19 protein-coding genes and 1 pseudogene are annotated in these 21,777 nt (G+C 62.0%); 13 read left to right on the top strand and 7 right to left on the bottom strand.

All coding sequences use genetic code 11. The features are described 5' to 3' along the window. Positions 1–260: 260 nt before the first annotated feature. The 9 genes and pseudogenes from pqqA to PSH73_RS15535 all read left to right on the top strand — a co-directional run bounded on the left by pqqA (position 261) and on the right by PSH73_RS15535 (position 9,856). Positions 261–332 (top strand): pyrroloquinoline quinone precursor peptide PqqA, encoded by a 72-nt coding sequence (gene pqqA / locus PSH73_RS15575; RefSeq protein ID WP_003243383.1) that lies wholly within the window; start codon positions 261–263, stop codon positions 330–332. Positions 333–459: 127 nt separating this feature from the next. Continuing rightward, a complete protein-coding gene (gene ercA / locus PSH73_RS15570; RefSeq protein WP_186625820.1) occupies positions 460–1,623 on the top strand; it encodes an alcohol dehydrogenase-like regulatory protein ErcA in 1,164 nt (387 codons plus the stop codon). Continuing rightward, on the top strand, positions 1,607–2,977 hold the full coding sequence (locus tag PSH73_RS15565) for a hybrid sensor histidine kinase/response regulator (protein WP_057960070.1): 1,371 nt from the start codon (positions 1,607–1,609) through the stop codon (positions 2,975–2,977). The genes ercA and PSH73_RS15565 overlap by 17 nt, the downstream gene beginning before the upstream one ends. 148 nt (positions 2,978–3,125) lie before the next feature. After that, the gene (locus tag PSH73_RS15560; RefSeq protein ID WP_057439400.1) at positions 3,126–3,539 is read left to right on the top strand and encodes a VOC family protein; all 414 of its coding nucleotides are present in this window, start codon (positions 3,126–3,128) and stop codon (positions 3,537–3,539) included. 146 nt (positions 3,540–3,685) lie between these two features. After that, positions 3,686–3,778: pseudogene (locus PSH73_RS15555) on the top strand (ATP-binding cassette domain-containing protein); the annotation flags it as partial. 75 nt (positions 3,779–3,853) lie between these two features. Next, entirely contained in the window at positions 3,854–5,140 is a 1,287-nt protein-coding gene (locus PSH73_RS15550; RefSeq protein WP_305460876.1) for an amidase, read from the top strand. A 108-nt stretch (positions 5,141–5,248) separates the two neighbouring features. Beyond that, the gene (locus tag PSH73_RS15545) at positions 5,249–6,727 is read left to right on the top strand and encodes a DASS family sodium-coupled anion symporter (RefSeq protein ID WP_057439399.1); all 1,479 of its coding nucleotides are present in this window, start codon (positions 5,249–5,251) and stop codon (positions 6,725–6,727) included. Between the two features lie 319 nt (positions 6,728–7,046). Beyond that, positions 7,047–8,708 carry an MFS transporter gene (locus tag PSH73_RS15540; protein ID WP_115128516.1) on the top strand — a complete coding sequence of 554 codons (1,662 nt, stop codon included), beginning with the start codon at positions 7,047–7,049 and terminating at the stop codon, positions 8,706–8,708. Further along, a complete protein-coding gene (locus PSH73_RS15535; RefSeq protein ID WP_057960067.1) occupies positions 8,705–9,856 on the top strand; it encodes an HlyD family secretion protein in 1,152 nt (383 codons plus the stop codon). Before PSH73_RS15540 ends, PSH73_RS15535 begins: the two co-directional genes overlap by 4 nt. 14 nt (positions 9,857–9,870) lie before the next feature. On the opposite strand, the gene copD is transcribed toward PSH73_RS15535, so the two are convergent. Together copD and copC are read right to left on the bottom strand one after the other, a co-directional pair. Next, entirely contained in the window at positions 9,871–10,719 is an 849-nt protein-coding gene (gene copD / locus PSH73_RS15530) for a copper homeostasis membrane protein CopD (protein ID WP_305460873.1), read from the bottom strand. 3 nt (positions 10,720–10,722) lie between these two features. Continuing rightward, positions 10,723–11,088, bottom strand: a complete 366-nt coding sequence (gene copC, locus PSH73_RS15525; RefSeq protein ID WP_305460871.1) for a copper homeostasis periplasmic binding protein CopC — start codon at positions 11,086–11,088, stop codon at positions 10,723–10,725. Between the two features lie 115 nt (positions 11,089–11,203). Between copC and PSH73_RS15520 the strand changes: the two genes are divergently transcribed. Next, a complete protein-coding gene (locus tag PSH73_RS15520; protein WP_029298440.1) occupies positions 11,204–11,824 on the top strand; it encodes a TetR/AcrR family transcriptional regulator in 621 nt (206 codons plus the stop codon). A gap of 112 nt (positions 11,825–11,936) precedes the next feature. On the opposite strand, the gene preA is transcribed toward PSH73_RS15520, so the two are convergent. The 3 genes from preA to hydA form a co-directional block, all read right to left on the bottom strand. Further along, entirely contained in the window at positions 11,937–13,211 is a 1,275-nt protein-coding gene (preA, locus tag PSH73_RS15515) for an NAD-dependent dihydropyrimidine dehydrogenase subunit PreA (protein WP_057441482.1), read from the bottom strand. Continuing rightward, on the bottom strand, positions 13,212–14,579 hold the full coding sequence (locus PSH73_RS15510) for an NAD(P)-dependent oxidoreductase (RefSeq protein WP_120734445.1): 1,368 nt from the start codon (positions 14,577–14,579) through the stop codon (positions 13,212–13,214). 146 nt (positions 14,580–14,725) lie between these two features. Beyond that, complete coding sequence (hydA, locus tag PSH73_RS15505; RefSeq protein ID WP_057441486.1) at positions 14,726–16,165, bottom strand: dihydropyrimidinase; 1,440 nt, start codon at positions 16,163–16,165, stop codon at positions 14,726–14,728. 600 nt (positions 16,166–16,765) lie between these two features. On the opposite strand from hydA, the gene PSH73_RS15500 reads away from it, so the two are divergent. Together PSH73_RS15500 and PSH73_RS15495 are read left to right on the top strand one after the other, a co-directional pair. Next, positions 16,766–18,253: an NCS1 family nucleobase:cation symporter-1 gene (locus tag PSH73_RS15500; protein WP_169990354.1), complete on the top strand. Its 1,488-nt coding sequence runs from the start codon at positions 16,766–16,768 to the stop codon at positions 18,251–18,253. 127 nt (positions 18,254–18,380) lie between these two features. Beyond that, the gene (locus PSH73_RS15495; RefSeq protein ID WP_186625814.1) at positions 18,381–19,661 is read left to right on the top strand and encodes a Zn-dependent hydrolase; all 1,281 of its coding nucleotides are present in this window, start codon (positions 18,381–18,383) and stop codon (positions 19,659–19,661) included. Between the two features lie 39 nt (positions 19,662–19,700). Here PSH73_RS15495 and PSH73_RS15490 read toward each other — a convergent pair whose 3' ends face one another. Continuing rightward, on the bottom strand, positions 19,701–19,862 hold the full coding sequence (locus tag PSH73_RS15490) for a hypothetical protein (RefSeq protein ID WP_164844848.1): 162 nt from the start codon (positions 19,860–19,862) through the stop codon (positions 19,701–19,703). A 212-nt stretch (positions 19,863–20,074) separates the two neighbouring features. On the opposite strand from PSH73_RS15490, the gene PSH73_RS15485 reads away from it, so the two are divergent. After that, positions 20,075–20,761: a peptidase C39 family protein gene (locus tag PSH73_RS15485; RefSeq protein WP_057960079.1), complete on the top strand. Its 687-nt coding sequence runs from the start codon at positions 20,075–20,077 to the stop codon at positions 20,759–20,761. A gap of 48 nt (positions 20,762–20,809) precedes the next feature. Here PSH73_RS15485 and pbpG read toward each other — a convergent pair whose 3' ends face one another. Then, positions 20,810–21,733 carry a D-alanyl-D-alanine endopeptidase gene (gene pbpG / locus PSH73_RS15480; protein ID WP_057441495.1) on the bottom strand — a complete coding sequence of 308 codons (924 nt, stop codon included), beginning with the start codon at positions 21,731–21,733 and terminating at the stop codon, positions 20,810–20,812. Positions 21,734–21,777: the final 44 nt, after the last annotated feature.

Genomic DNA, 21,777 nt, shown 5'->3' with positions numbered 1-21,777 from the left:
CCGGGTTACCCCCCAAATCAATATCGGATGACGGCCAGCGTGGTTTAACGGGGCGCCTAAGATCAAAATCACCAGCAAAGCGAGGCGGCCTGACAGCCGACCTGATCGTCGAATCGTGCGCGTACCCCTGTGGGAGATTCTATGTACATCCGAGACTAACGACTGCGACCGGTTCGTTCGAAAGTAGCATTCGCCCGCCAGCCCACCCATGTATTAATGCCTGTACCGGACTCTCCCGGTATAACAAGAGGAACGCTCCCATGTGGACCAAACCCGCCTACACCGACCTGCGTATCGGCTTTGAAGTGACCATGTATTTCGCCAACCGCTGAAACCATCCCAGGAGCCGGCCTGCCGGCTCCTGCAGGGATAAGGGCTAGCCCATTGGTCTGATTGCATTCGCCAGCGGATGCGTTAGTGTGGCCCGTATCTTCCAAAACAATAAAAACAGGCTTTCCAATGAGCCATAGCCTCAGCCAATTGCGTAAATTCGTCTCCCCAGAAATCATCTTCGGCGCCGGTTCCCGGCACAGTGTCGGCAATTACGCCAAGACTTTCGGTGCGCGCAAGGTCCTGGTGGTCAGCGACCCGGGTGTGGTCGCTGCCGGTTGGGTCGCGGATGTCGAGGCCAGCCTGCAGTCCCTGGGGATCGAGTACTGCCTGTACACCGCGGTGTCACCCAACCCGCGTGTCGAAGAAGTGATGCAGGGCGCCGAGGTCTACCGCGAGAACCATTGCGATGTGATCGTCGCCGTCGGTGGCGGCAGCCCGATGGATTGCGGCAAGGCCATAGGTATTGTGGTCGCCCATGGGCGCAGCATTCTTGAGTTCGAAGGGGTGGACACCATCCGCGTGCCCAGCCCGCCGCTGATCCTGATCCCGACCACCGCCGGCACCTCGGCCGACGTGTCGCAGTTCGTGATCATTTCCAATCAGCAGGAACGCATGAAGTTTTCCATCGTCAGTAAGGCAGTGGTGCCGGATGTGTCGCTGATCGACCCGGAAACCACCGCCAGCATGGACCCGTTCCTCTCGGCCTGTACCGGGATCGACGCGCTGGTGCATGCCATCGAAGCCTTTGTGTCCACCGGCCACGGCCCACTGACCGACCCCCATGCGCTGGAAGCCATGCGCCTGATCAATGGCAACCTGGTGCAGATGATCGCCAACCCCGGCGATATCGCCCTGCGCGAGAAAATCATGCTCGGCAGCATGCAGGCCGGCCTGGCGTTTTCCAATGCGATCCTCGGCGCGGTGCATGCCATGTCCCACAGCCTGGGCGGCTTTCTCGACTTGCCCCATGGCCTGTGCAACGCGGTGCTGGTGGAGCATGTGGTGGCGTTCAACTACAACTCGGCGCCGGAACGGTTCAAGGTGATTGCCGAGACCTTCGGCATCGACTGCCGGGGCCTCAACCACCGGCAGATCTGCGGGCGGCTGGTGGAGCACCTGATTGCCCTCAAGCACGCCATCGGCTTCCATGAAACCCTCGGCCTGCACGGGGTGCGGGTGGCAGATATTCCGTTTTTGTCGCAACACGCCATGCACGACCCGTGCATCCTGACCAACCCGCGTGAGTCGAGCCAGCGTGACGTCGAGGTCGTCTATGGCGAAGCTCTCTGACGACCAGCAGCGGGCTCTGGCCGGGCTGCTGGGGCTGGGCGATCACTCGGCGCGCAAGAGCCACTACCCGGAGCTGACGGCGCGGCTGGATGAACTGGAAGCCGAGCGCAAACGCTATATCCGCCTCAACGATGAGCTGGAACAACGGGTGGCGGCGCGCACCGATGAGCTGCTCGAAGCCAACCACAACCTGCAACAGCAGATCGCCCGGCGCGAACAGACTGAACAAGACCTGCGCGACGCCCGTGACGCCGCCCAGGCCGCCAATCGCAGCAAGGACAAGTACCTGGCCGCTGCCAGCCATGACCTGCTGCAACCGCTCAACGCGGCGCGGCTGCTGATCTCTACCCTGCGTGAACGCAACCTGCCCAGTGTCGAGAAAGTGCTGGTGGAGCGCACCCATCAGGCCCTGGAAGGGGCCGAGGACCTGCTGACCGACTTGCTGGATATCTCGCGCCTGGACCAGGCGGCGGTCAAGCCGGACGTGGCGCTGTACCGCCTGGATGAGCTGTTTGCGCCGCTGGTGTCGGAGTTCCATTCGGTGGCCCAGGCGGCGGGCCTCAAGCTGCGGGCGCGCACTGCCGGCTACGCGATCCGCACGGACTTGCGCTTGATGACGCGTATTTTGCGCAACTTCCTCAGCAATGCCTGCCGCTACACCGACGAAGGTTGCATCCTGTTGGGCGCGCGGCGGCGCGGTGATCGCCTGCGCCTGGAGGTCTGGGACACCGGGCGCGGAATTGCGGCGGACCGGTTGAGCTCGATCTTTCTGGAGTTCAACCAACTCGATGTCGGCCGCGCCGCGGATCGCAAGGGCGTTGGGTTGGGCCTGGCGATTGTCGAGCGTATCGCGCTGATTCTGGGTTACCCGGTGGCAGTACGCTCATGGCCGGGGCGCGGCTCGATGTTCAGCATCGAGGTGCCGTTGAGTGCCGAGGTACCCCTGGCCATCAGTCAGTTGCCGACACAGCCGAGCACTGGTAATCCGTTGCCCGGGCGCCGCCTGCTGGTGATCGATAACGAGCTGAGCATCCTTGAAAGCATGCGCGCGCTGCTCGGGCAGTGGGGCTGCGAGGTGGTGACCGCCACCGACCAGGCCGGTGCCTTGCTGGCGTTGCAGGGCCGGGCGCCGGAGCTGATCCTGGCTGACTATCACCTCGACCATGGGGTGGTGGGGTGTGCGGTGGTCAAGCAGTTGCGCGAGCATTTCGCCCAGAACATTCCCGCCGTGATTATCACAGCGGACCGCACCGACCAGTGCCGCCGCGCCCTGCGCCGCCTGGAAGCACCGTTGCTGAACAAACCGGTCAAGCCAGGTAAGTTGAGGGCGGTGTTGAGCCAGTTACTGGGGTAGGGCAATACTCCCTGCTCTTGTACGGGGCTATCGTTAAAAATTCTTTCGCTCTGAATAAAAATTACATGCTGTGTGTTTCTGTAAAAGCAGCACAAACTTTGCCTTATTCCACTGTCATTTAAATAGATGGTGATTTAAGGAGCGCTCCATGCAGTCGATTTTTCATCTGGCCTACCATGTTCGCGATTTGGAAGTTTCACGTCAGTTCTACTGTGACTTGCTGGGTTGCGCACAAGGGCGCAGCACGGATACATGGATGGACGTGAATTTCTTCGGGCATCAATTATCCCTGCATCTGGGTGAGCCCTTTGCCGTCACTGATACCGGCAGGGTCGGCGACCATCTGGTACCGATGCCTCATCTGGGGGTGTTGCTGGAGATGCCGGACTGGCTGGTGTTAAAGGACCGTTTGATCGCGGGCGGGGTGAAGTTTGTCCTCGCCCCTTATCTGCGCTTTGCCGGCGGACCGGGCGAGCAGGCAACCCTGTTCTTCCTGGATCCGGCCGGCAATCCCATCGAGATAAAAGGCTTCTGTGATTTGCAATCGGCGTTCGCTGTTTAACGCATGTTACGCAAACGACGTTAAGTTGATTTAAGTCTTTTGGGCACGCCAGCCAACGGTAGGACGTGAACTCGTCAAGTTGCTCAATGGCTGCGACGGAACCTGGAGCGCGTGCGCATCCCGGAGCAGGCCCACAAGGTGCCGGGCAATTGTCGGGCTGTCAGCAACAGCGCGTGGCGATTACCCGTGCCCTGTGCATGAAGCGGAAAATCATGCTGTTCGACGAGCCGACCTCGGCGCCCAATGACTTCTTCGACAACCCGCAGCTTTTGCATTGAGCCCTTGGGCAGACAGGCCTGTAACAGAGGAATGCCATGTACCGTTTTGATCATTTGGATGCCTCCGCCCTGGCACAGCGGGTCTGTGCGGGTGAGGTGAGCGAAGAGACAGTCGCCGCACACTTCCTTGGGTGTGCCGAGGCCCAGGAGTCGACAGTACAGGCCTTTGTTTCGTTCGACCCCGACGCGGTACGTGCTCAAGCGAGGCAATTGACCGGGACGCGTGCGCGAGGTCTGTTGGCAGGTATTCCGGTGGGGGTCAAAGATAACTACGACACCGTGGATCATCCCACCGGTTTTTACTCGCCGATCTATGAGGACAACCGCCCGTCCCGTGACGCACAGGTTGTCTCGCTGCTGCGCCAGGCGGGGGCGCTGATTATGGGCAAGACCCATACCACCGAATTCGCCTATATGTACACCGGGCCGACGCGCAATCCCCGGGACCCCCGACGCACGCCTGGGAGTTCGAGTGCGGGCTCGGCGGCGGGGCTGGCGGCTGGATTCTTTCCCATCGCCCTGGGTACGCAGACGGCCGGATCATTGATCAAACCTGCCGCTTACTGTGGGGTGCACGCCTTCAAACCCAGCTATGGGCTGGTCTCGCTTGAGGGGGTCAAGCCACTGGCTCCGAGTTTCGACACGGCCGGCTGGTTTGGGCGTTCGGTGCGTGACTTGAGCCTGATTGCGCAAGTCCTGATCCCGGGGTTCCCGGCGCGCCCCGCGGAAAGCCCGCTACGGTCGTTGGGTTTTTGCCGTACGGCGCGCTGGGATCAGGTGGACAAGGACGTGGCCCTGGCACTGGAAGCCGCTATGGATACGCTGCGTGCGGCAGGGCACCGAGTGAGCGAGGTGGTGTTGCCCGAGGGGTTTGCCAGAGTGTTTGATGACCATCTGCTGATAAACGATTGTGAGGGCGCCCGCTCATTGGCCGCTGAGCTCAATCGACATCCGGACAAGATGAGCATGGAAATCCTCGATATGTTCGCCCGCGCCGAGCGGACCAGTTGGGAGCAAGAGTCAGCGGCCAAGAGGCGTCTGGCACAGTTGGCGCCGGTGCTGGAGGAGATATTCAGCCCGTTTGACGCTGTCCTGGGGGCGAGCTGCGGCATCGTCGCCCCGTTGGGCCTTGGCGCCACTGGGCCGTCGGATTTCATCAAGTTCTGGATGGCATTTGGATTGCCGCAAGTGAATATTCCTCTTGTGCGCAAGGCCGCAGAGCTGCCGGTAGGGCTGCAAATAATCGGAGGATTTAGAAACGACAGCCTTTTGCTAAGCGTGGCTGAGCAGGTCGATGCTCTGCTGCGGCCGGCTGGCCGATAGGAGGGGGCTGGGCTCACGTGTTGGCCTGGCACGTTGATACCCGTCAACACGGCGTGCGGTGCTTTGCCTCATGCTGTCGGCCTGATTTGAAGGCTGACGGAGAACCCCATGAACGGCCCCGCAACAACCGCTGCATCATTCAAGTTGCCCATGGGCCTGGTGATTGCCGTACTGGTGATGGTCGGCGTGCTGCTGTTGCCGCTGCCCGCCGATTTGCCGGTGGCCGGCCAGCGGATGCTGGCGATCCTCGCGTTTGCCGTGGTGGTGTGGATCACCGAGGCGGTGTCCTACGAAGCCAGTGCGATCATGATCACCTCGTTGATGGCCTTTCTGTTGGGCACTGCACCGTCCTTGCAGGACCCGACGCACCTGATCGGTTCCAGCCCCGCTATCAGCATGGCGCTCACCGGGTTTGCCAACCCGGCCCTGGCCCTGGTGGCCGGTGCGTTGTTTATCGCCGCCGCCATGACCCACACCGGCCTCGACCGGCGTATCGCCCTGGTGACTCTGACCCGGGTCGGCACCAGCACTCGCGGGATCCTGGTGGGCGCGATTGCGGTGACCATCCTGCTCAGCCTGGTGGTGCCCAGCGCCACCGCCCGCAGCGCCTGCGTGGTGCCGATCATGATGGGGGTGATTGCCGCGTTTGGCGTGGACAAACGCTCGAATATCGCCGCCGGAATCATGATCGTCGTCGCCCAGGGCACCAGTATCTGGAACGTCGGGATCCAGACCGCCGCCGCGCAGAACCTGCTGACGGTCGGTTTTATGGACAAAATGCTCGGCCAGCGCGTGTCGTGGATCGACTGGTTGATCGCCGGGGCGCCGTGGGCGCTGATCATGTCGGCGGTACTGCTGTTTCTGGTGCTCAAGTTGCTGCCCCCGGAAAGCAATAGCATTCCCGGTGGCAAGGAAGCGGTGGCGCAGTCCCTGGTGGAGATCGGCCCGATGACCGGGCCGCAGAAGCGCTTGCTGACCGTTTCGGTATTGCTGCTGCTGGCCTGGGCCACGGAAGGGCGCCTGCACAGCTTCGATACCACCTCCACCACCTACGCCGGCCTGGTGTTCCTGCTGCTGCCGGGGATCGGCGTGATGACCTGGAAGGACGTGCAGTCGCGTATCCCCTGGGGCACGGTGATTGTGTTCGGTGTGGGCATCAGCCTGGGTACCGCGTTGCTCACCACCCAGGCCGGGCAATGGCTGGGCGCGCAGGTGGTGGGGCATACCGGCCTGGATCAACTGGGGCCGCTGGGGGTGTTTGCGATCCTCGGCGCATTCCTGATTGTGATTCACCTGGGTTTTGCCAGCGCTACCGCGCTGACCTCGGCGTTGTTGCCGATCCTGATTGCCGTACTGCAAACCCTGCCGGGAGACTTCAGCCGGCTGGGCATGACCATGTTGCTCGGGTTTGTGGTCAGCTACGGTTTTATCCTGCCGATCAACGCCCCGCAGAACATGGTGTGCCTGGGCACCGGCACCTTCACCGCGCGGCAGTTTGCCAAGGTAGGCTTGCTGGTCACGGTGATTGGCTATCTGCTGATGCTGGTGTTTGCCGCCACCTACTGGAGCTGGCTGGGCTGGATCTAAAACCCCCTGTGGGAGCTGGCTCTCACAGGAGGGGCTCGGCTGGGGCACATAATTTGCGCCACATCACAAATCAAATGTGGGAGCTGGCTTGCCTACGATGGCAGTGTGTCAGCCACCAGAAATAGCGCCTGAACCGCCGCTATCGCGAGCAAGCCCGCTCCCACAGGGGGGGCGGCTGGGCACGTATTTGCGCCACATCACAAATCAAATGTGGGAGCAGGCCAGCTCCCACAAAGATGACAAGATGAACCCCGCTCAGGTCTACTAAGCTCTGAGTCAGGGTTTTACCGGCCTCGTGCGTCGGTCATCAAGGTCACGAATGGATAAATACACCCCGCACACCTGGCAACCCCACGAGCGTCCGAGCTTGCCGGGGTCGCCGTCGACGCCCCATCACCCCACGCTCAAACGCTGGGCTTTTGCCCTGGTTGGGGTGCTGGTGGCAATCACCGGCGGCCTGGGCAATGCGCTGGTGATCGCCAATCTGCCGTATCTGCAAGGGGCATTGGGCGCGACCACCGCCGAAATGGCCTGGCTACCCGCCGCCTATGTGATGACCAACGTGTCCATGAACCTGCTGCTGGTGAAGTTCCGCCAGCAGTTCGGCTTGCGCGCGTTTACCGAGGTGTTCCTGGTGCTCTACGCCCTGGTCACCTTTGGCCATCTGTTCGTCAATGACCTCAGTTCGGCAATCGCCGTGCGTGCCGCCCACGGCATGGTGGGCGCGGCCCTCAGTTCCCTGGGGTTGTACTACATGGTCCAGGCGTTCCCGGCGAAGTGGCGGCTCAAGGCTCTGGTGCTGGGCCTGGGTACCGCGCAACTGGCGTTGCCGATGGCGCGGCTGTTTTCCGAAGACTTGCTGCAGATTGCCGAGTGGCGCGGCCTGTATCTGTTTGAGCTGGGCATGGCGCTGACTTGCCTGGGCTGTGTGTTCCTGCTCAAGTTGCCGCCGGGCGATCGCTTCAAGACCTTTGAAAAGCTCGACTTCCTGACCTTTGCTTTGCTCGCCTCGGGCGTGGCATTGCTCTGCGCGGTACTGTCCCTGGGGCGCATCGACTGGTGGCTGGAAGCCCCGTGGATCGGCGTGGCCTCGGCCTGTTCCCTGGTGCTGATCATGGCCGGGCTGGCCATCGAACATAACCGCGCCAACCCGCTGCTGATGACCCGCTGGCTGGGCGGCGGGGTGATGATTCGCCTGGCCCTGGCGGTAATCCTGATCCGCATGGTGCTGTCCGAGCAATCCACCGGCGCCGTGGGCTTTTTGCAGGCGCTGAATATGAGCAGCGAGCAGATGCGCACCCTGTACCTGGTGATGCTGCTAGGGGCGATCAGTGGCCTGGTGATCAGCGCGCTGACCATCAACCCGGCACACTTGCTGATGCCCCTGGTGATTTCCCTGGCGCTGATGGCCACGGGCTCGGTGATGGACAGCTTCTCCAGCAACCTGACGCGGCCGCAGAACATGTACCTGAGCCAGTTTCTGCTGGGGTTTGGCGGTACCTTCTTCCTCGGCCCGACCATGGTGCTGGGGATGCGCAATGTGCTGGCCAACCCGCGCAACCTCGTGAGTTTCTCGGTGTTGTTCGGGATCTGCCAGAACCTCGGCGGGCTGATGGGCGCGGCGTTGCTCGGCACCTTCCAGGTGGTGCGGGAGAAATTCCATTCGAGCATGATTGTCGAACACCTGACCCTGCTGGATCCGCGGGTCGCGGCCCGTGTACAAAGCGGCGGCTCGGCCTACGGCTCGGTGATTGCCGACCCGGAACTGCGCAACCTGATGGGCATTCGCAGCCTGGCCACGGCGGCCACCCGCGAGGCCAATGTCATGGCTTATAACGACGTGTTTATGCTGATCGCGATCATCGCGATCCTCACCATGTTGTGGATCTTTACCCGCAGCCTGTGGCTGATGAGCACCACCAAGAAAGCTGCCGCCAGTGCAGCGCCTTCCGTTCAACCTAGCGGCGCACTTCCTTCATGAGCGAACCTACGGCTACCACCACGACCACCAATGCCATTGCTGCCACCCCGGAGGGCAGCACGCCGCCGGGTGCGACGGCCATCGAGCCACGCTCCCTGGGCGTGCGCATCGTCTCGTCCCTGGGCTTTGCCGCGATTGCCATCGTTGGCGTGTTGATTGTGCTGTACGCCTGGCAATTGCCGCCGTTCAGCAGCGCTGTGGAAACCACCGAAAATGCTCTGGTACGCGGCCAGGTGACGATCATCAGCCCGCAATTGGGCGGTTATGTGTTCGAGGTGCCGGTGCAGGACTTCCAGCACGTCAAGGCCGGGGATTTGCTGGTACGCCTCGACGACCGCATCTACAAGCAACGCCTGGACCAGGCCCAGGCGCAACTGGCGGTGCAGCAGGCCGCCCTGGCCAACGTGGTGCAACAGCGCAACAGTGCCGAGGCGACCATCAAGCTGCGCCAGGCCGCCCTGGCCGATAGCCAGGCCCAGGCGCGCAAAAGTACTGCGGACCTGCGTCGCAACGAAGAGCTGATCAGCGACGGCTCGGTGTCGCGCCGCGAACTGGACGTGACCCGCGCCGCCAATGCGCAAACCATCGCCGCTGTGGCCCAGGCCCAGGCCAGCCTGGAAATCGCCCGCCAGGACCTGCAGACGGTAATCGTCAATCGCGGCTCCCTGGAAGCGGCGGTGGCCAGTGCCGATGCAGCGGTGGAGCTGGCGCGGATCGACCTGTCGAACACCCGCGTCCTGGCCCCCCGGGACGGCCAGCTGGGGCAGATTGGTGTGCGCCTGGGGGCCTACGTCAACTCCGGCGCGCAGTTGATGGCACTGGTGCCGAACCAGTTGTGGGTGATCGCCAATATGAAAGAAACCCAGATGGACAACGTGCAGGTGGGCCAGCCGGTGACGTTTACCGTGGATGCCCTGGACCACCGCAAGTTTCATGGCACGGTGCAGCGTATTTCGCCGGCGACGGGGTCTGAGTTCAGCCTGTTGCAGGCCGATAACGCCACCGGCAACTTCGTCAAGATCGCCCAGCGCGTGCCGGTGCGGATCACGGTGGACCCCGATCAGGAGCAAAGCGAACGCCTGCGACCGGGGCTGTCGGTGGTGGTGAGTATCGACACGGCGGGGCGCTTGAAGAACAGTCCGCCTTGAACTGGACGATGCTCCTACAGCATCGGTGGCAGGGTGCCCAATAGGGAAACGGCTGCCACCGCCGCCGCGCCCAACAGCCATTCCAGCAACACGCTGGCCTGCAATTGGCCACGTCGCTGCTGGCAATCCTGGGTCCGTAGCCGGTTCAGCACTGCCAGGCCGAGCATGCCCGCCACCAGCAGCGCCTTGATCAACAGGATCAAGGCAAACCCGCTGAACAGCGGGGTAGGCCAGAATTGCCCGGTGAGCACGCGGATATTGATCAGCCCGGTGACCAGCAAACCCGCCACCAGCCCGTAACCGACGCCACTGAAGCGCTGCAGAATCTCTTCCAGGGGCGTGTGCTGCGTTTGGCGCAGGAGCAGGACCAACAACAGCAACCCACCGAGCCACGCACCGACGCAGAGCAGGTGCACCGCCTGGTTGAGGATCAGCAATTGGCCGCTCAGGCCACTGAGCATGGCGCCATGGCCCACGGGGGCCAGGGTTGCCAGGAGCAGCGCCGTCAGGGGCAGGCGCGCGCGGTTGCAACGTGTCAGCAGGCTCAGCACCAACAGGCCATTCAACAGCAGGTGCACGCTCCAGACCTGGCCGAAAAAAGTCTTGCCCAGCACCAATTGCACCGTTGCAAGGTCCAGCGCCAGCAAGTCGCTGCCGGCCATGCTGGCACTGATCAACAGCAGCCACGCCACACCGCTGCCCAGGGCCAGCCAGGCCAGTGGCCCGGTGAGGCGCGCCAGTTGCCGGTCCACTGCCGGCTGGGGCTTGGTGCCCAGGAGCAAGGGCCGGAACACACTGGCCCCGAACATCAGCAGCACCGCCATAAAGTGCAGGAAACGGCATAGCACCAGCAGGGTTGCCATGGGTTATTGGCCGACCTTGAAGCTGTAGCTGCCTGCGCTCTTGTGGGTATCGACCGAGATGACGTGCCACTCGACCTTGTAGGTGCCGGCAGCCAACGGGGCGGCCGGGGTCACCACCAGAGTTTTCTTGTCTTTGTCCGGAGTTTCCAGGCCCTTGACCGCCACTTCGGTACCGTCCTTGCTCAGGGACACCTTGGTGAACGTGGCTTCGACGCCTTCGGAAAACACCAGGCGCACGTCGGCGGGGGCCGCGACGGTGCTGTCGGCCGCCGGCGTGGTGCTTTTCAGGTGGGCGTGGGCCAAGGCCGCCTGGGCGCCCAGCAGAGAGGTCAGCAAGGCAACCGCCATCAACGTGTTCTTGATCAACATCGTGCACTACCTATCAAGGGGAAGAGCGGGCAGTGTACGAAGTTTCCACTTAGGCTGTCGCCCCGATCTAGAGCGGATGGTAGTCTTCCAGGCATGTCGTTGTCAGGGAGCCCCTATGGGCAATCACAAGATCGGTATCCGTCGGGTCAACGTCGAAAAGATTCTGCTGGCCGCTGAAAAGGTCTTCGCCGAAAAAGGCTATGGCAGCACCGCCATGGCCGACATTGCCGAACAGGCGCAACTGCCGCGTTCCAACCTGCATTACTACTTCAGCACCAAGAGCGAGTTGTACAGCGCAGTGTTGTTCGACCTGCTGGAAGTGTGGAAGCAGGATGCGCTGTGCTTCGAAATGTTCGATGACCCACGGGTGGTGCTCAGCAGCTACATCCGGGCGAAGATGCAGCACTCGCGCAGCCGCCCCTATGGTTCGAAAGTCTGGGCCAATGAAATCATCCACGGCGCGCCGACCCTCGGCGAAGCGCTGGATGCGAGCCTCTACGATTGGGCCAAGATGAAGGAAGCGAAGATCCGCCAATGGGTGGAAGACAAGCGCATCCTCGCGGTGGAGCCGTCGAGCCTGCTGTATATGATCTGGGCCTCGACCCAGCACTATGCCGACTTCGATCACCAGGTGATGATCCTCAACGACCATCAGGCGCTGTCGGATATGCAGTTCGAACGGGCGGTGCAGACGGTGACCAGTGTGATTTTGCGGGGGATTGGCTTGGAGCCCTGAGCTTTGGGGAGAGGTTGAGGGCCTCATCGCAGGCAAGCCAGCTCCCACATTGGATTGGATTTACACCATTGAAATGTGGAAGCTGGCTTGCCTGCGATAGCGATTTAAACGGTTACACCGCCTCCCGATAGGGGTTCCTCGGATCCTGGGTCCAGTTGAGAAACGGCTTGCCAGTGTCCATCGGCACCATCTCGATGCAATCCGCCACCGGGCAGGTGATCTGGCACAGGTTGCAGCCCACGCATTCGTCGTCGATCACTTGGTACACGTGGGTGCCATCGGCCTGCTTGAGGCTGGCAATCGCCTGGTGCGAGGTGTCTTCACAGGCAATATGGCAACGCCCGCAGCCGATGCACGCGGCCTGGTCAATCTTGGCGATGACCTGGTAGTTGATGTCCAGGTACTTCCAGTCCGTGGTGTTGCCCACCGCGCGCCCGGAAAAATCCTGCAGGCTGCTGTAGCCCTGGCTGTCCATCCAACGCGACAAGCCATCCTTCATCTCGTCGACAATCCGAAAACCATGCAGCATCGCCGCCGTGCACACCTGCACTGCACCGCAGCCCAGAGCCACGAATTCTGCGGCATCGCGCCAGTTGCCGATGCCGCCGATCCCACAGATCGGCAGGCCCTGGGTCTGGGGATCGCGGGCAATTTCGGCGACCATGTTCAAGGCAATCGGCTTGACCGCCGAGCCGCAGTAGCCGCCGTGGGTGCTTTGGGTGCCGACGATCGGCAGGGCGACCATGCGTTCCAGGTCGACGCTGGTGATGGAGTTGATGGTATTGATCAGCGACACCGCATCGGCGCCCCCGCGATACGCGGCACGGGCGGCCACGCGAATATCGGTGATGTTGGGCGTGAGCTTGACGATCACCGGCAGCGAACAGTAGGTCTTGCACCAGCGTGTCACCTGTTCCACGTACTCCGGCACCTGGCCCACGGCCGCGCCCATGCCCCGTTCCGGCATGCCGTGGGGGCAGCCGAAGTTCAGTTCGATGCCATCGCAACCGGTGGCTTCCACCAGGGGCAGAATGTTTTTCCATGACTCTTCGACGCACGGCACCATCAACGACACAATCAGTGCGCGGTCCGGCCAGTCCTTTTTCACCTGGGTGATTTCCCGCAGGTTGATCTCCAGGGAGCGGTCGGTAATCAGCTCGATATTGTTGATACCCAGCACTTCGCGGTTGGCGCCAAAGTGCGCCGAATAACGGGACGAGACGTTGACCGCCGCCGGGTCCTCACCCAGGGTTTTCCAGACCACGCCACCCCAGCCGGCCTCAAAGGCGCGGACCACGTTGTAGGCTTTGTCGGTGGGTGGCGCAGAAGCCAGCCAGAACGGGTTGGGGGCTTTGATACCGGCGAAGACAATCGAGAGATCGGCCATTTACGCAGCCTCCACGTTGAGCATGAGTTGAGCGTGCATGGCCTCGGCGGCCAGCTTGCCGTGTTGCACGGCCTGGACGGTGAGGTCTTGCCCGAGGCTGACGCAATCGCCGCCGGCATACACGCCGGGGATGCTGGTTTGCAGCTGCGCATCGACAAAGATCCGTTCACCCTGGCGTTGCAGTTGCTGGGCCAGGGGATCGTGCAAGGCCTGCTCGTCGAAGCCTTGGCCGATGGCCTTGAAGATCGCATCGGCCGCCAGCTCGAAGGTTTCGCCGGTGGTGTGCAGCCGGCCGTTTTCCAGGCGCGTGCGGGCAAAGCGCATACCGCGTACCTGGCCGTGGTCGTCCAGCAGCACGGTGTCGGGTTGGGCCCAGGTCAGCAGGCGGACCTGGTTGGCCTTGGCGATCTCCTGTTCATGGTCGGTGGCGCCCATGTCGGCAAGGCCACGGCGATATACCAGGTTGACGTCCCGCGCGCCCAGGCGAGCCATTTGTACGGCCATGTCGATGGCGGTATTGCCGGCACCGAGCACGATGCAGCGGTCGGCCAGGGGCAGTTGGCTGAGGTCGTCGGCCTGGCGCAGCTCACGGATGTAGTCGGTGGCGGCGAGCAGACCGGGGGCGTCTTCGTGGGGCAGGCCCAGGTGTTTGCTGGCGGCCAGGCCCAGGCCGAGGAATACCGCGTCGAATTGCTGGTGCAGGTCGCTCAGGCTCAGGTTGTCGCCCAGGCGCTGGCCGTGGCGGATTTCGATGCCGCCTATCTGCAAGAGGAAATCCAGCTCCTGCTGGGCGAAGTCATCCACCAGTTTGTACTTGGCGATTCCGTATTCATTGAGGCCGCCGGCCTTTTCCCGTGCTTCGAAAATCACCACGTCATGCCCATGCAAGGCACTGCGATGGGCACAGGACAGCCCCGCAGGCCCGGCACCGACCACCGCGATGCGCTTGCCGGTAGGGGCGGCGCGCTGGAACGGGTGTTGCTCAAAGTGCGCGTTGTCGATGGCATAGCGTTGCAACAGGCCGATCAGCACCGGGGCGCATTCGTCGCTGTGGTTGCGCACACAGGCCTGCTGGCAGAGGATTTCTGTCGGGCAGACCCGGGCGCAACTGCCGCCGAGGATATTGGCCGAGAGAATCTTCTGCGCCGCGCCCTGGACGTTGTCGGTGTGGATATTGCGAATGAACGAGGGGATGTCGATCTCGCTGGGGCACGCGTTGACGCACGGCGCGTCGTAGCAATACAGGCAGCGCGAGGCTTCCAGGTGGGCCTGGCGGGCATTGAGGGGCGGTGCCAGGTCGGTGAAATGGCTGGCGAGGGTCGCCCCATCTTCGTTGGGGTGGGGGAGGTGGTTCAGGGTCTGGATCACGGTAAGGGCCTCACGGTTTTTTTTGCCTCTGGCGGGCATTGGTTTTTTGTTGTTTGCACTGGCCTCATCGCGGGCAAGCCTGCTCCCACATTTGATCGGGTTCACCTATCAACGGGGGGCAGCTGGCTTGCCTGCGAGTGGCGATTTCAGCGGTTTATCGCGACTGGCCTGGAATGCTCGGCCCGCTTGCGCAGCTGCTCGAACACCGCCGGATACGCCGGCCGTTCGACATAGCGCCCGGCACCACGCTCGGCGCGCAGGTCGCCATCGACCCACACCAGCTTGCCCTGGCTGATGGTGTGGCTGGGTACGCCGCGTACGGTCTTGCCTTCGAAGATATTGAAGTCCACCCGCTGGTGGTGGGTCTTGGCCGAGATGGTCCGTGTGCCCTGGGGATCCCACAGCACCAGGTCGGCATCGGCACCGACGCGGATCGCCCCCTTGCGTGGGTAGAGGTTGAAGATTTTTGCGGTGTTGGTGGAGGTCAATGCGACAAACTCCTGCATCGACAGGCGCCCGCTGTTGACGCCTTCGTCCCACAGCAACGCCATGCGGTCTTCGATGCCGGCGGTGCCGTTGGGGATCTTGCTGAAGTCGTCACGCCCGGCGGCCTTTTGGTCGGCGCAGAAGCAGCAGTGGTCGGTCGCGGTGGTGTGCAGGTTGCCCGATTGCAGGCCGCGCCACAGTGCGTCTTGATGCCCGCGGGGGCGGAAGGGCGGGCTCATCACGTAGCCCGCTGCGGTTTGCCAGTCGGGATGCTGGTACACGCTGTCGTCCAGCAGCAGGTGCCCGGCCAGGACCTCGCCGTAGACCGCCTGGCCCTTGGCGCGGGCGTAGGTGATTTCGTCGAGGGCTTCCTGGGTCGAAACATGCACCAGGTACAGCGGCGTGCCGATGGTTTCGGCAATCCGGATCGCCCGGCTGGCCGCTTCGCCTTCCACTTGTGAAGGGCGCGACAGCGGATGGGCTTCGGGCCCGGTGATGCCCTGGGCCATCAGCTTGCGTTGCAGGTGATACACCAGCTCGCCGTTCTCTGCATGCACGGTGGGCACCGCGCCCAGTTCCAGGCAGCGTTCGAAGCTGGCGACCAGGGTGTCGTCGGCGGCCATGATCGCGTTCTTGTAGGCCATGAAGTGCTTGAAGCTGTTGATGCCGTGGTGGCTTACCAGCTCGGCCATTTCCTCGCGCACCTGTTCGCTCCACCAGGTAATCGCGACATGAAACCCGTAGTCGGCCGCCGACTTCTCGGCCCAGCCGCGCCACTGATGGAAGGCCTCCAGCAACGACTGCTGCGGGTTGGGAATCACGAAGTCGATGATCGACGTGGTCCCGCCCGCCAGGCCTGCTGCCGTACCGCTGAAGAAGTCCTCGCTGGCCACGGTGCCCATGAAGGGCAGTTGCATGTGGGTATGGGGGTCGATACCGCCGGGCATCAGGTATTGGCCGCTGCCATCGAGTATCTCGGTGCCGGCGGGCACCTCCAGATCAGTGCCAATAGCGCGGATTAGACCGTCTGCGCACAAGACATCGGCTGGATAACTTTCATCATGGGTAACAACGGTGGCGCCGCGGATCAACAGAGACATGCCGAGTTCCTCAGGGGCTTGACCGGCTTATGCCAGTTCTAAGTGTTGTAGTTCTGCTCACCGTACAGAATCTATTCTTGTCATCGGTGACAGGAATAGAAACTAGCCCGAGTTTTTCGAATGATCAAGATTATTTTTTATAAGTATATATCTGTAATAACTTATTGATTTATAAGGGTAAAAACTGAAAATCACCAAAATGTAGCGACCTCTCACCATTTTGACGCACTTGACAGGTTCCCAATATGAGCAACATTTCCTATTGCAAATCAGACGCTTGAGAGTTGCCTCTTGACGGCAGGCAGTAATAAAAATAATTGTGTTGCACCAGATTGAGTCCTGATTGTTCGGACAACTTCTGCGTTATTTGGCCTGAGTAACGTTGAAAGTGCCGTGGGACTTTTCGGTAAACAAAATAAAGCTGATAAACATCAGCCAGTTATATAAGCGGTACGGATGCGGTGACGGTGTGCGGCACGGTAATTGAGTGCGCTGCCGGTTGGCCGGGTCCGTGATGTCATGTTGTCCATGCGGGACTGCGGCCATCCAGCGTTGAACGCCGGATGAGCAACAATAATTCAAAAAAACCGTGGAGCGGCCATGCAACAGAACAGATCGCAAGTCATAGAACGCGACGGCCTGTATGAACTCGACGCCGGCAGCGACGTCCTCGACAGCCCCCGTTACAACCACGACATGGCACCGACCAAGGTGCACGAACGAACCTGGAACAAGTGGCACATCACCGCGCTGTGGGTCGGCATGTCGATCTGTGTGCCGACCTACACCCTGGGCGGGGTGCTCACCGCGTACTTCGGCTTGTCGGTGGGCGAGGCGCTGGTGGCGATCCTGCTGGCCAATATCGTGGTGCTGGTGCCCCTGACGCTGAATGCCTTTCCGGGCACCAAGTACGGCATTCCGTTCCCGGTGTTGCTGCGTTCATCCTTCGGCATCCTTGGTTCCAATGTGCCGTGTCTGATCCGGGCGCTGGTGGCCTGCGGCTGGTTCGGTATCCAGACGATGTTCGGCGGGCTGGCGATCCACTTGTTCCTCGGCTCGATCTTCGAGGGCTGGAAGAGCCTGGGCGGCACCGGTGAGGTGATCGGCTTCATGATCTTCTGGGTGCTGAACCTGTGGGTGGTGCTGCGCGGTGCCGAGTCGATCAAATGGCTGGAAACCCTGTCGGCACCGCTGCTGGTGGCCGTGGGTATCGGCCTGCTGGTGTGGGCATTGCCCAATGTGTCGTTCAGCGAATTGATGGCGATCCCGCCCAAGCGGCCCGAAGGGGCGAGCCTGACGGGGTACTTTATGGCAGGGCTGACCGCGATGGTCGGGTTCTGGGCCACCTTGTCCCTGAACATTCCTGACTTCAGCCGTTATGCCAAAAGCCAGAAGGACCAGATCCTGGGGCAGATTTTCGGCCTGCCGCTGACCATGTTCCTGTTCGCCGCCCTGGGCGTGATCATGACCGCCGCCTCGGTGAAACTGGTGGGGGTCAGCGTCTCCGACCCGGTGACCCTGATCGGGCACATCCAGAGCCCGGTGTGGGTCGCGGTGGCGATGGCGCTGATCATCATTGCCACGCTGTCGACCAACACGGCGGCCAATATTGTTTCGCCCACCAACGACTTCCAGAACATCGCGCCCAAGCTGATCAACCGCACCACCGCGGTGATACTCACCGGCCTGGTGGGGCTGGCGTTGATGGCCCACGAACTGCTGAAAAAGCTCGGCCTGATCGTGTCCGATGTCAGCCTGGAAACGGTGTATTCCAATTGGTTGCTGGGTTATTCGAGCCTGTTGGGGCCGATTGCCGGGATCATGGTGGTGGACTATTTCCTGATCCGTCGCCAGCAACTGGACCTGGCGGGGCTGTACCGCGATGACGTGTACCCGGCCTGGAACGTGGCGGGTTTTATCGCTTTCGGTGTGCCGGTGGTGCTGACCTTGCTGTCGTTGGGCAGCGATGCCTTCAGCTGGTTCTACAGCTACGGCTGGTTTACCGGATCGGCATTGGGCGGGGTGTTGTATTACGGGCTGTGCAGCAAGCGCAAAACCAGTCCTATCGCCGCTAAATTTCCGTCGTAAATGCGGTCAATGTGGGCGCTGGCTTACCTGCGATAGCGGTGGTAACTGACCCACCGCCATCCCAGGCAAGCCAGCCCCCGCGGATATCGCGCCGACTCAAACAATAATATTGCCTGAGGAGATCCCCATGAACGCTGCCATCGACGTTCTGCAATCCACCCATCAGCACATCAACCGCGACCGCCTGTGGCAGTCGTTGATGGACCTCGCCAAGCTTGGCGCTACCCCCAAGGGCGGTGTGTGTCGCCTGGCCCTGACCGACCTTGATCGTCAGGCCCGGGATCTGTTTGTGCAGTGGTGCGAGGCGGCGGGGTGCACTGTGACCGTCGATGGGGTGGGCAATATTTTCGCCCGTCGTCCGGGGCGCAACCCGGCGCTGGCGCCGGTGATGACCGGCAGCCATATCGACACCCAACCCACTGGCGGCAAGTTCGATGGCTGCTTCGGTGTACTGGCGGGTGTGGAGGTGTTGCGCACGCTCAATGACCTGAAGATCGAAACCGAGGCGCCGCTGGAGGTGGTGGTGTGGACCAACGAAGAAGGCTCGCGCTTCCCACCGTGCATGATGGGCTCCGGGGTGTTCGCCGAGAAATTCACCCTGGCAGACACCCTGGCCAAGACCGACGCCGAGGGCGTCACGGTGGGCGATGCACTGAATGCGATTGGCTATGCAGGCACCCGGCCGGTCAGCGGGCATAAGGTGGGGGCCTATTTCGAAGCCCATATCGAACAGGGGCCGATCCTGGAAGACGAACGCAAAACCATCGGCGTGGTGCTGGGGGCGCTTGGCCAGAAATGGTTCGACCTGACCCTGCGCGGCGTTGAGGCTCATGCCGGGCCGACGCCGATGCACCTGCGCAAGGATGCTCTGGTCGGCGCTTCGGCAGTGGTGGCTGCGGTCAATGCCGCAGCCCTCGGCCATCAGCCCCATGCCTGTGGCACCGTGGGTTGCCTGCAAGCCTACCCGGGCTCGCGCAATGTGATCCCCGGCGAAGTGCGCATGACCCTCGACTTCCGCCACCTGGAACCGGCGCGCCTGGACTCGATGATTGCCCAGGTGCGCCAGGTGATCGACGACACCTGCGCCAAGCACGGCCTGACCTTCGAAATGGTGCCCACCGCCGATTTTCCACCGCTGTATTTCGATAAGGGCTGTGTCGATGCAGTGCGTGAGGCGGCCAATGGCCTGGGGTTGTCGAATATGGATATCGTCAGTGGCGCCGGGCACGACGCGATCTTCGTCGCTGAACTGGGGCCGGCGGGGATGATATTTGTGCCGTGTGAAGGCGGGATCAGCCATAACGAGATCGAAAATGCGGCACCGGATGACCTGGCGGCGGGGTGCGCGGTATTACTGCGGGCGATGCTGGCGGCGTCAGTTGCGGTCGCTCGCAAACAGCTGGCCTAGATCTGTAGGGGCCGGCTGCCTGCCGGCTCCTGGCTGGGCTCAGGCGTGATGCGCGACCGGCTTGTGGCTCTTGGCGTGTGCAGCGGGTTTGGGTTGTGGGTGATGGTGCCGGCGGGTCACGCGCAACACCCCCCACAACATGGCGCCGGCGACGGCCAGCCAGCCAAGCACCAGCATGAAAATCGTGGTTGTCAGGCTCATAAGTGCCTCCTTTTGCCCTGTGCAGGGCACTCACTGTCTTTGCAATGGACAGTCTAGCTGCCTCCCGGTTGCGTGCTATTGACCAATGGTCGTGTACATCCAACTTGTTTGCTCTATGCCGGGCTTTTTACTGTGGCCCAAGGCTATACCCGCGTCCCCGGGCGCCCTATGATCAACGCCCCAGCCCGCTGATGATCAAGAGAGTGAAGAAGTTGCGTTTACGGTCGAACCTCAAAACATCCTTGTTGGTGGCTGCCTGCGTCCTCGGCTTGGCCGCGTGTGCGGGGCATCCCACTCCCTCGAACATCCGCGGTTTGCCCGAGCGCGTAGAGCTCAACGGGGTGCCGGCGTTTCGCGGTGACACCTATCAGGGTGGTCCGGCCGCTTTGGCTAGCATGCTGTCGCAACAAGGCATTGTGATTACACCGGGGTTGCTGGATAAGCCATTGCACTTGCCGGGCGGGGAAGCCGACCTTGAGCGCAATATGCAGGTACTGGCGCGTGAGTACGGGATGCTGGTGTATCCGCTGGACCCCAAGCTGACCGCGCTGTTGGCGCAGGTGGCGGCGGGGTACCCGGTGATGGTGCGGATTACCGAGGGCTCGACGCTATGGGCCGAGCCGCGTTATGCGGTGCTGGTGGGGTTTAATCAGCAAAACAGTACGGTGGTGTTGCGAGTTGCCAGGGACCGGAGACGCCCAGTGGCGTTCAGCGACTTCGAGTCCGCCTGGAAAAGCGCCGGCCAGTGGGCGGTGCTGGTCCAGCGGCCAAGCCAGTTGCCGGCCAACCTGGATGCGGGTAGGTGGCAGCAGGCCGCCAACGCCACGGCCCAGGCCGGCCAGGAACAGGCGGCCGCCCAGGCACTCAAGGTGATGGCCGAAAGGCCGAAGCAGCCATAATGCAAATGGCGCCCGAGGGCGCCGTTTTTTGTGCCTGTCAACCGTGCCTCAGTGGGACTGGGCGACCCCGGTCTGGCGGGCCTTGAGGTTCTTGTCGGCCTTGTATTGCAGGGCCACGTCCGGCACCGAGCCGCTCTTGCCGGTTTCGATCCACTTGCGGATGCGGCTGGCATCGGCAAAGTGTGTGAACTTGCCGAAGGCATCGAGGATCACCAGCGACACCGGGCGGTTGCCCATGCTGGTCACCAGCACCAGGCAGTGGCCGGCCTGGTTGGTGAAGCCGGTCTTGGTCAGCTTGATATCCCAGTTGGCACGGTTGACCAGGTGATCGGTGTTGGAAAAGCCCAGGGTGTAGTTGGGCTTGCGGAACGACACGGTTTTTTCCTTGGTGGTGCTCAATTGCGTGAGCATCGGGTACTTGCGCGCGGCCTGCACCAGCTTGCTCAAGTCGCGGGCGGTAGACACGTTATGGATCGACAGACCGGTCGGCTCGACATAGCGCGTGCTGTTCATGCCCAAGGCCTTGGCCTTGGCGTTCATCGCGGCAATAAACGCGGCATAGCCGCCCGGATAGTGATGGGCCAGGCTGGCGGCGGCGCGGTTTTCCGAGGACATCAGGGTAATCAGCAACATCTCCTTGCGCGGCATCTCGCTGTTGAGCTTGACCCGCGAGAACACCCCTTTCATTTCCGGGGTGTCGCTGATGTTGATGGAGATGTACTCGTCCATATTCTGCTTGGCGTCCAGCACCACCATGCCGGTCATCAATTTGGTGACGGAAGCAATCGGCACCACTACGTCGGGGTTGCTGGCGTAGATCACCTTGTTGGTTTGCAGGTCCACCAACATCGCGCTGCCCGAAGCGATGTGCAGTTGCGAGGTGTCCCGTGGGGCCAGGGTGGTTTCGCTGGCGTTGGCGACAGTGCCTGCGAATGCGAAGAACAGGCTGACAAGAGAAAGACGAATATTCACGCGGATGAACTCGCTAAAAGGTAGAAAAATACCGGGTGTGACCG

It is taken from the genome of Pseudomonas sp. FP2294, from assembly GCF_030687625.1.
In the GTDB taxonomy this organism is placed as follows: domain Bacteria; phylum Pseudomonadota; class Gammaproteobacteria; order Pseudomonadales; family Pseudomonadaceae; genus Aquipseudomonas; species Aquipseudomonas shahriarae.
This window is presented reverse-complemented; position numbering and strand designations above follow the sequence as displayed.

Coding starts and splice junctions, on each gene's coding strand:
- copC (WP_305460871.1), bottom strand. CDS start 11,088: ATGTTGATCAAGAACACGTTGATGGCGGTTGCCTTGCTGACCTCTCTG.
- PSH73_RS15535 (WP_057960067.1), top strand. CDS start 8,705: ATGAGCGAACCTACGGCTACCACCACGACCACCAATGCCATTGCTGCC.
- copD (WP_305460873.1), bottom strand. CDS start 10,719: ATGGCAACCCTGCTGGTGCTATGCCGTTTCCTGCACTTTATGGCGGTG.
- hydA (WP_057441486.1), bottom strand. CDS start 16,165: ATGTCTCTGTTGATCCGCGGCGCCACCGTTGTTACCCATGATGAAAGT.
- PSH73_RS15560 (WP_057439400.1), top strand. CDS start 3,126: ATGCAGTCGATTTTTCATCTGGCCTACCATGTTCGCGATTTGGAAGTT.
- PSH73_RS15545 (WP_057439399.1), top strand. CDS start 5,249: ATGAACGGCCCCGCAACAACCGCTGCATCATTCAAGTTGCCCATGGGC.
- preA (WP_057441482.1), bottom strand. CDS start 13,211: ATGGCCGATCTCTCGATTGTCTTCGCCGGTATCAAAGCCCCCAACCCG.
- ercA (WP_186625820.1), top strand. CDS start 460: ATGAGCCATAGCCTCAGCCAATTGCGTAAATTCGTCTCCCCAGAAATC.
- PSH73_RS15490 (WP_164844848.1), bottom strand. CDS start 19,862: ATGAGCCTGACAACCACGATTTTCATGCTGGTGCTTGGCTGGCTGGCC.
- PSH73_RS15540 (WP_115128516.1), top strand. CDS start 7,047: ATGGATAAATACACCCCGCACACCTGGCAACCCCACGAGCGTCCGAGC.
- PSH73_RS15500 (WP_169990354.1), top strand. CDS start 16,766: ATGCAACAGAACAGATCGCAAGTCATAGAACGCGACGGCCTGTATGAA.
- PSH73_RS15550 (WP_305460876.1), top strand. CDS start 3,854: ATGTACCGTTTTGATCATTTGGATGCCTCCGCCCTGGCACAGCGGGTC.
- PSH73_RS15495 (WP_186625814.1), top strand. CDS start 18,381: ATGAACGCTGCCATCGACGTTCTGCAATCCACCCATCAGCACATCAAC.
- PSH73_RS15520 (WP_029298440.1), top strand. CDS start 11,204: ATGGGCAATCACAAGATCGGTATCCGTCGGGTCAACGTCGAAAAGATT.
- PSH73_RS15565 (WP_057960070.1), top strand. CDS start 1,607: ATGGCGAAGCTCTCTGACGACCAGCAGCGGGCTCTGGCCGGGCTGCTG.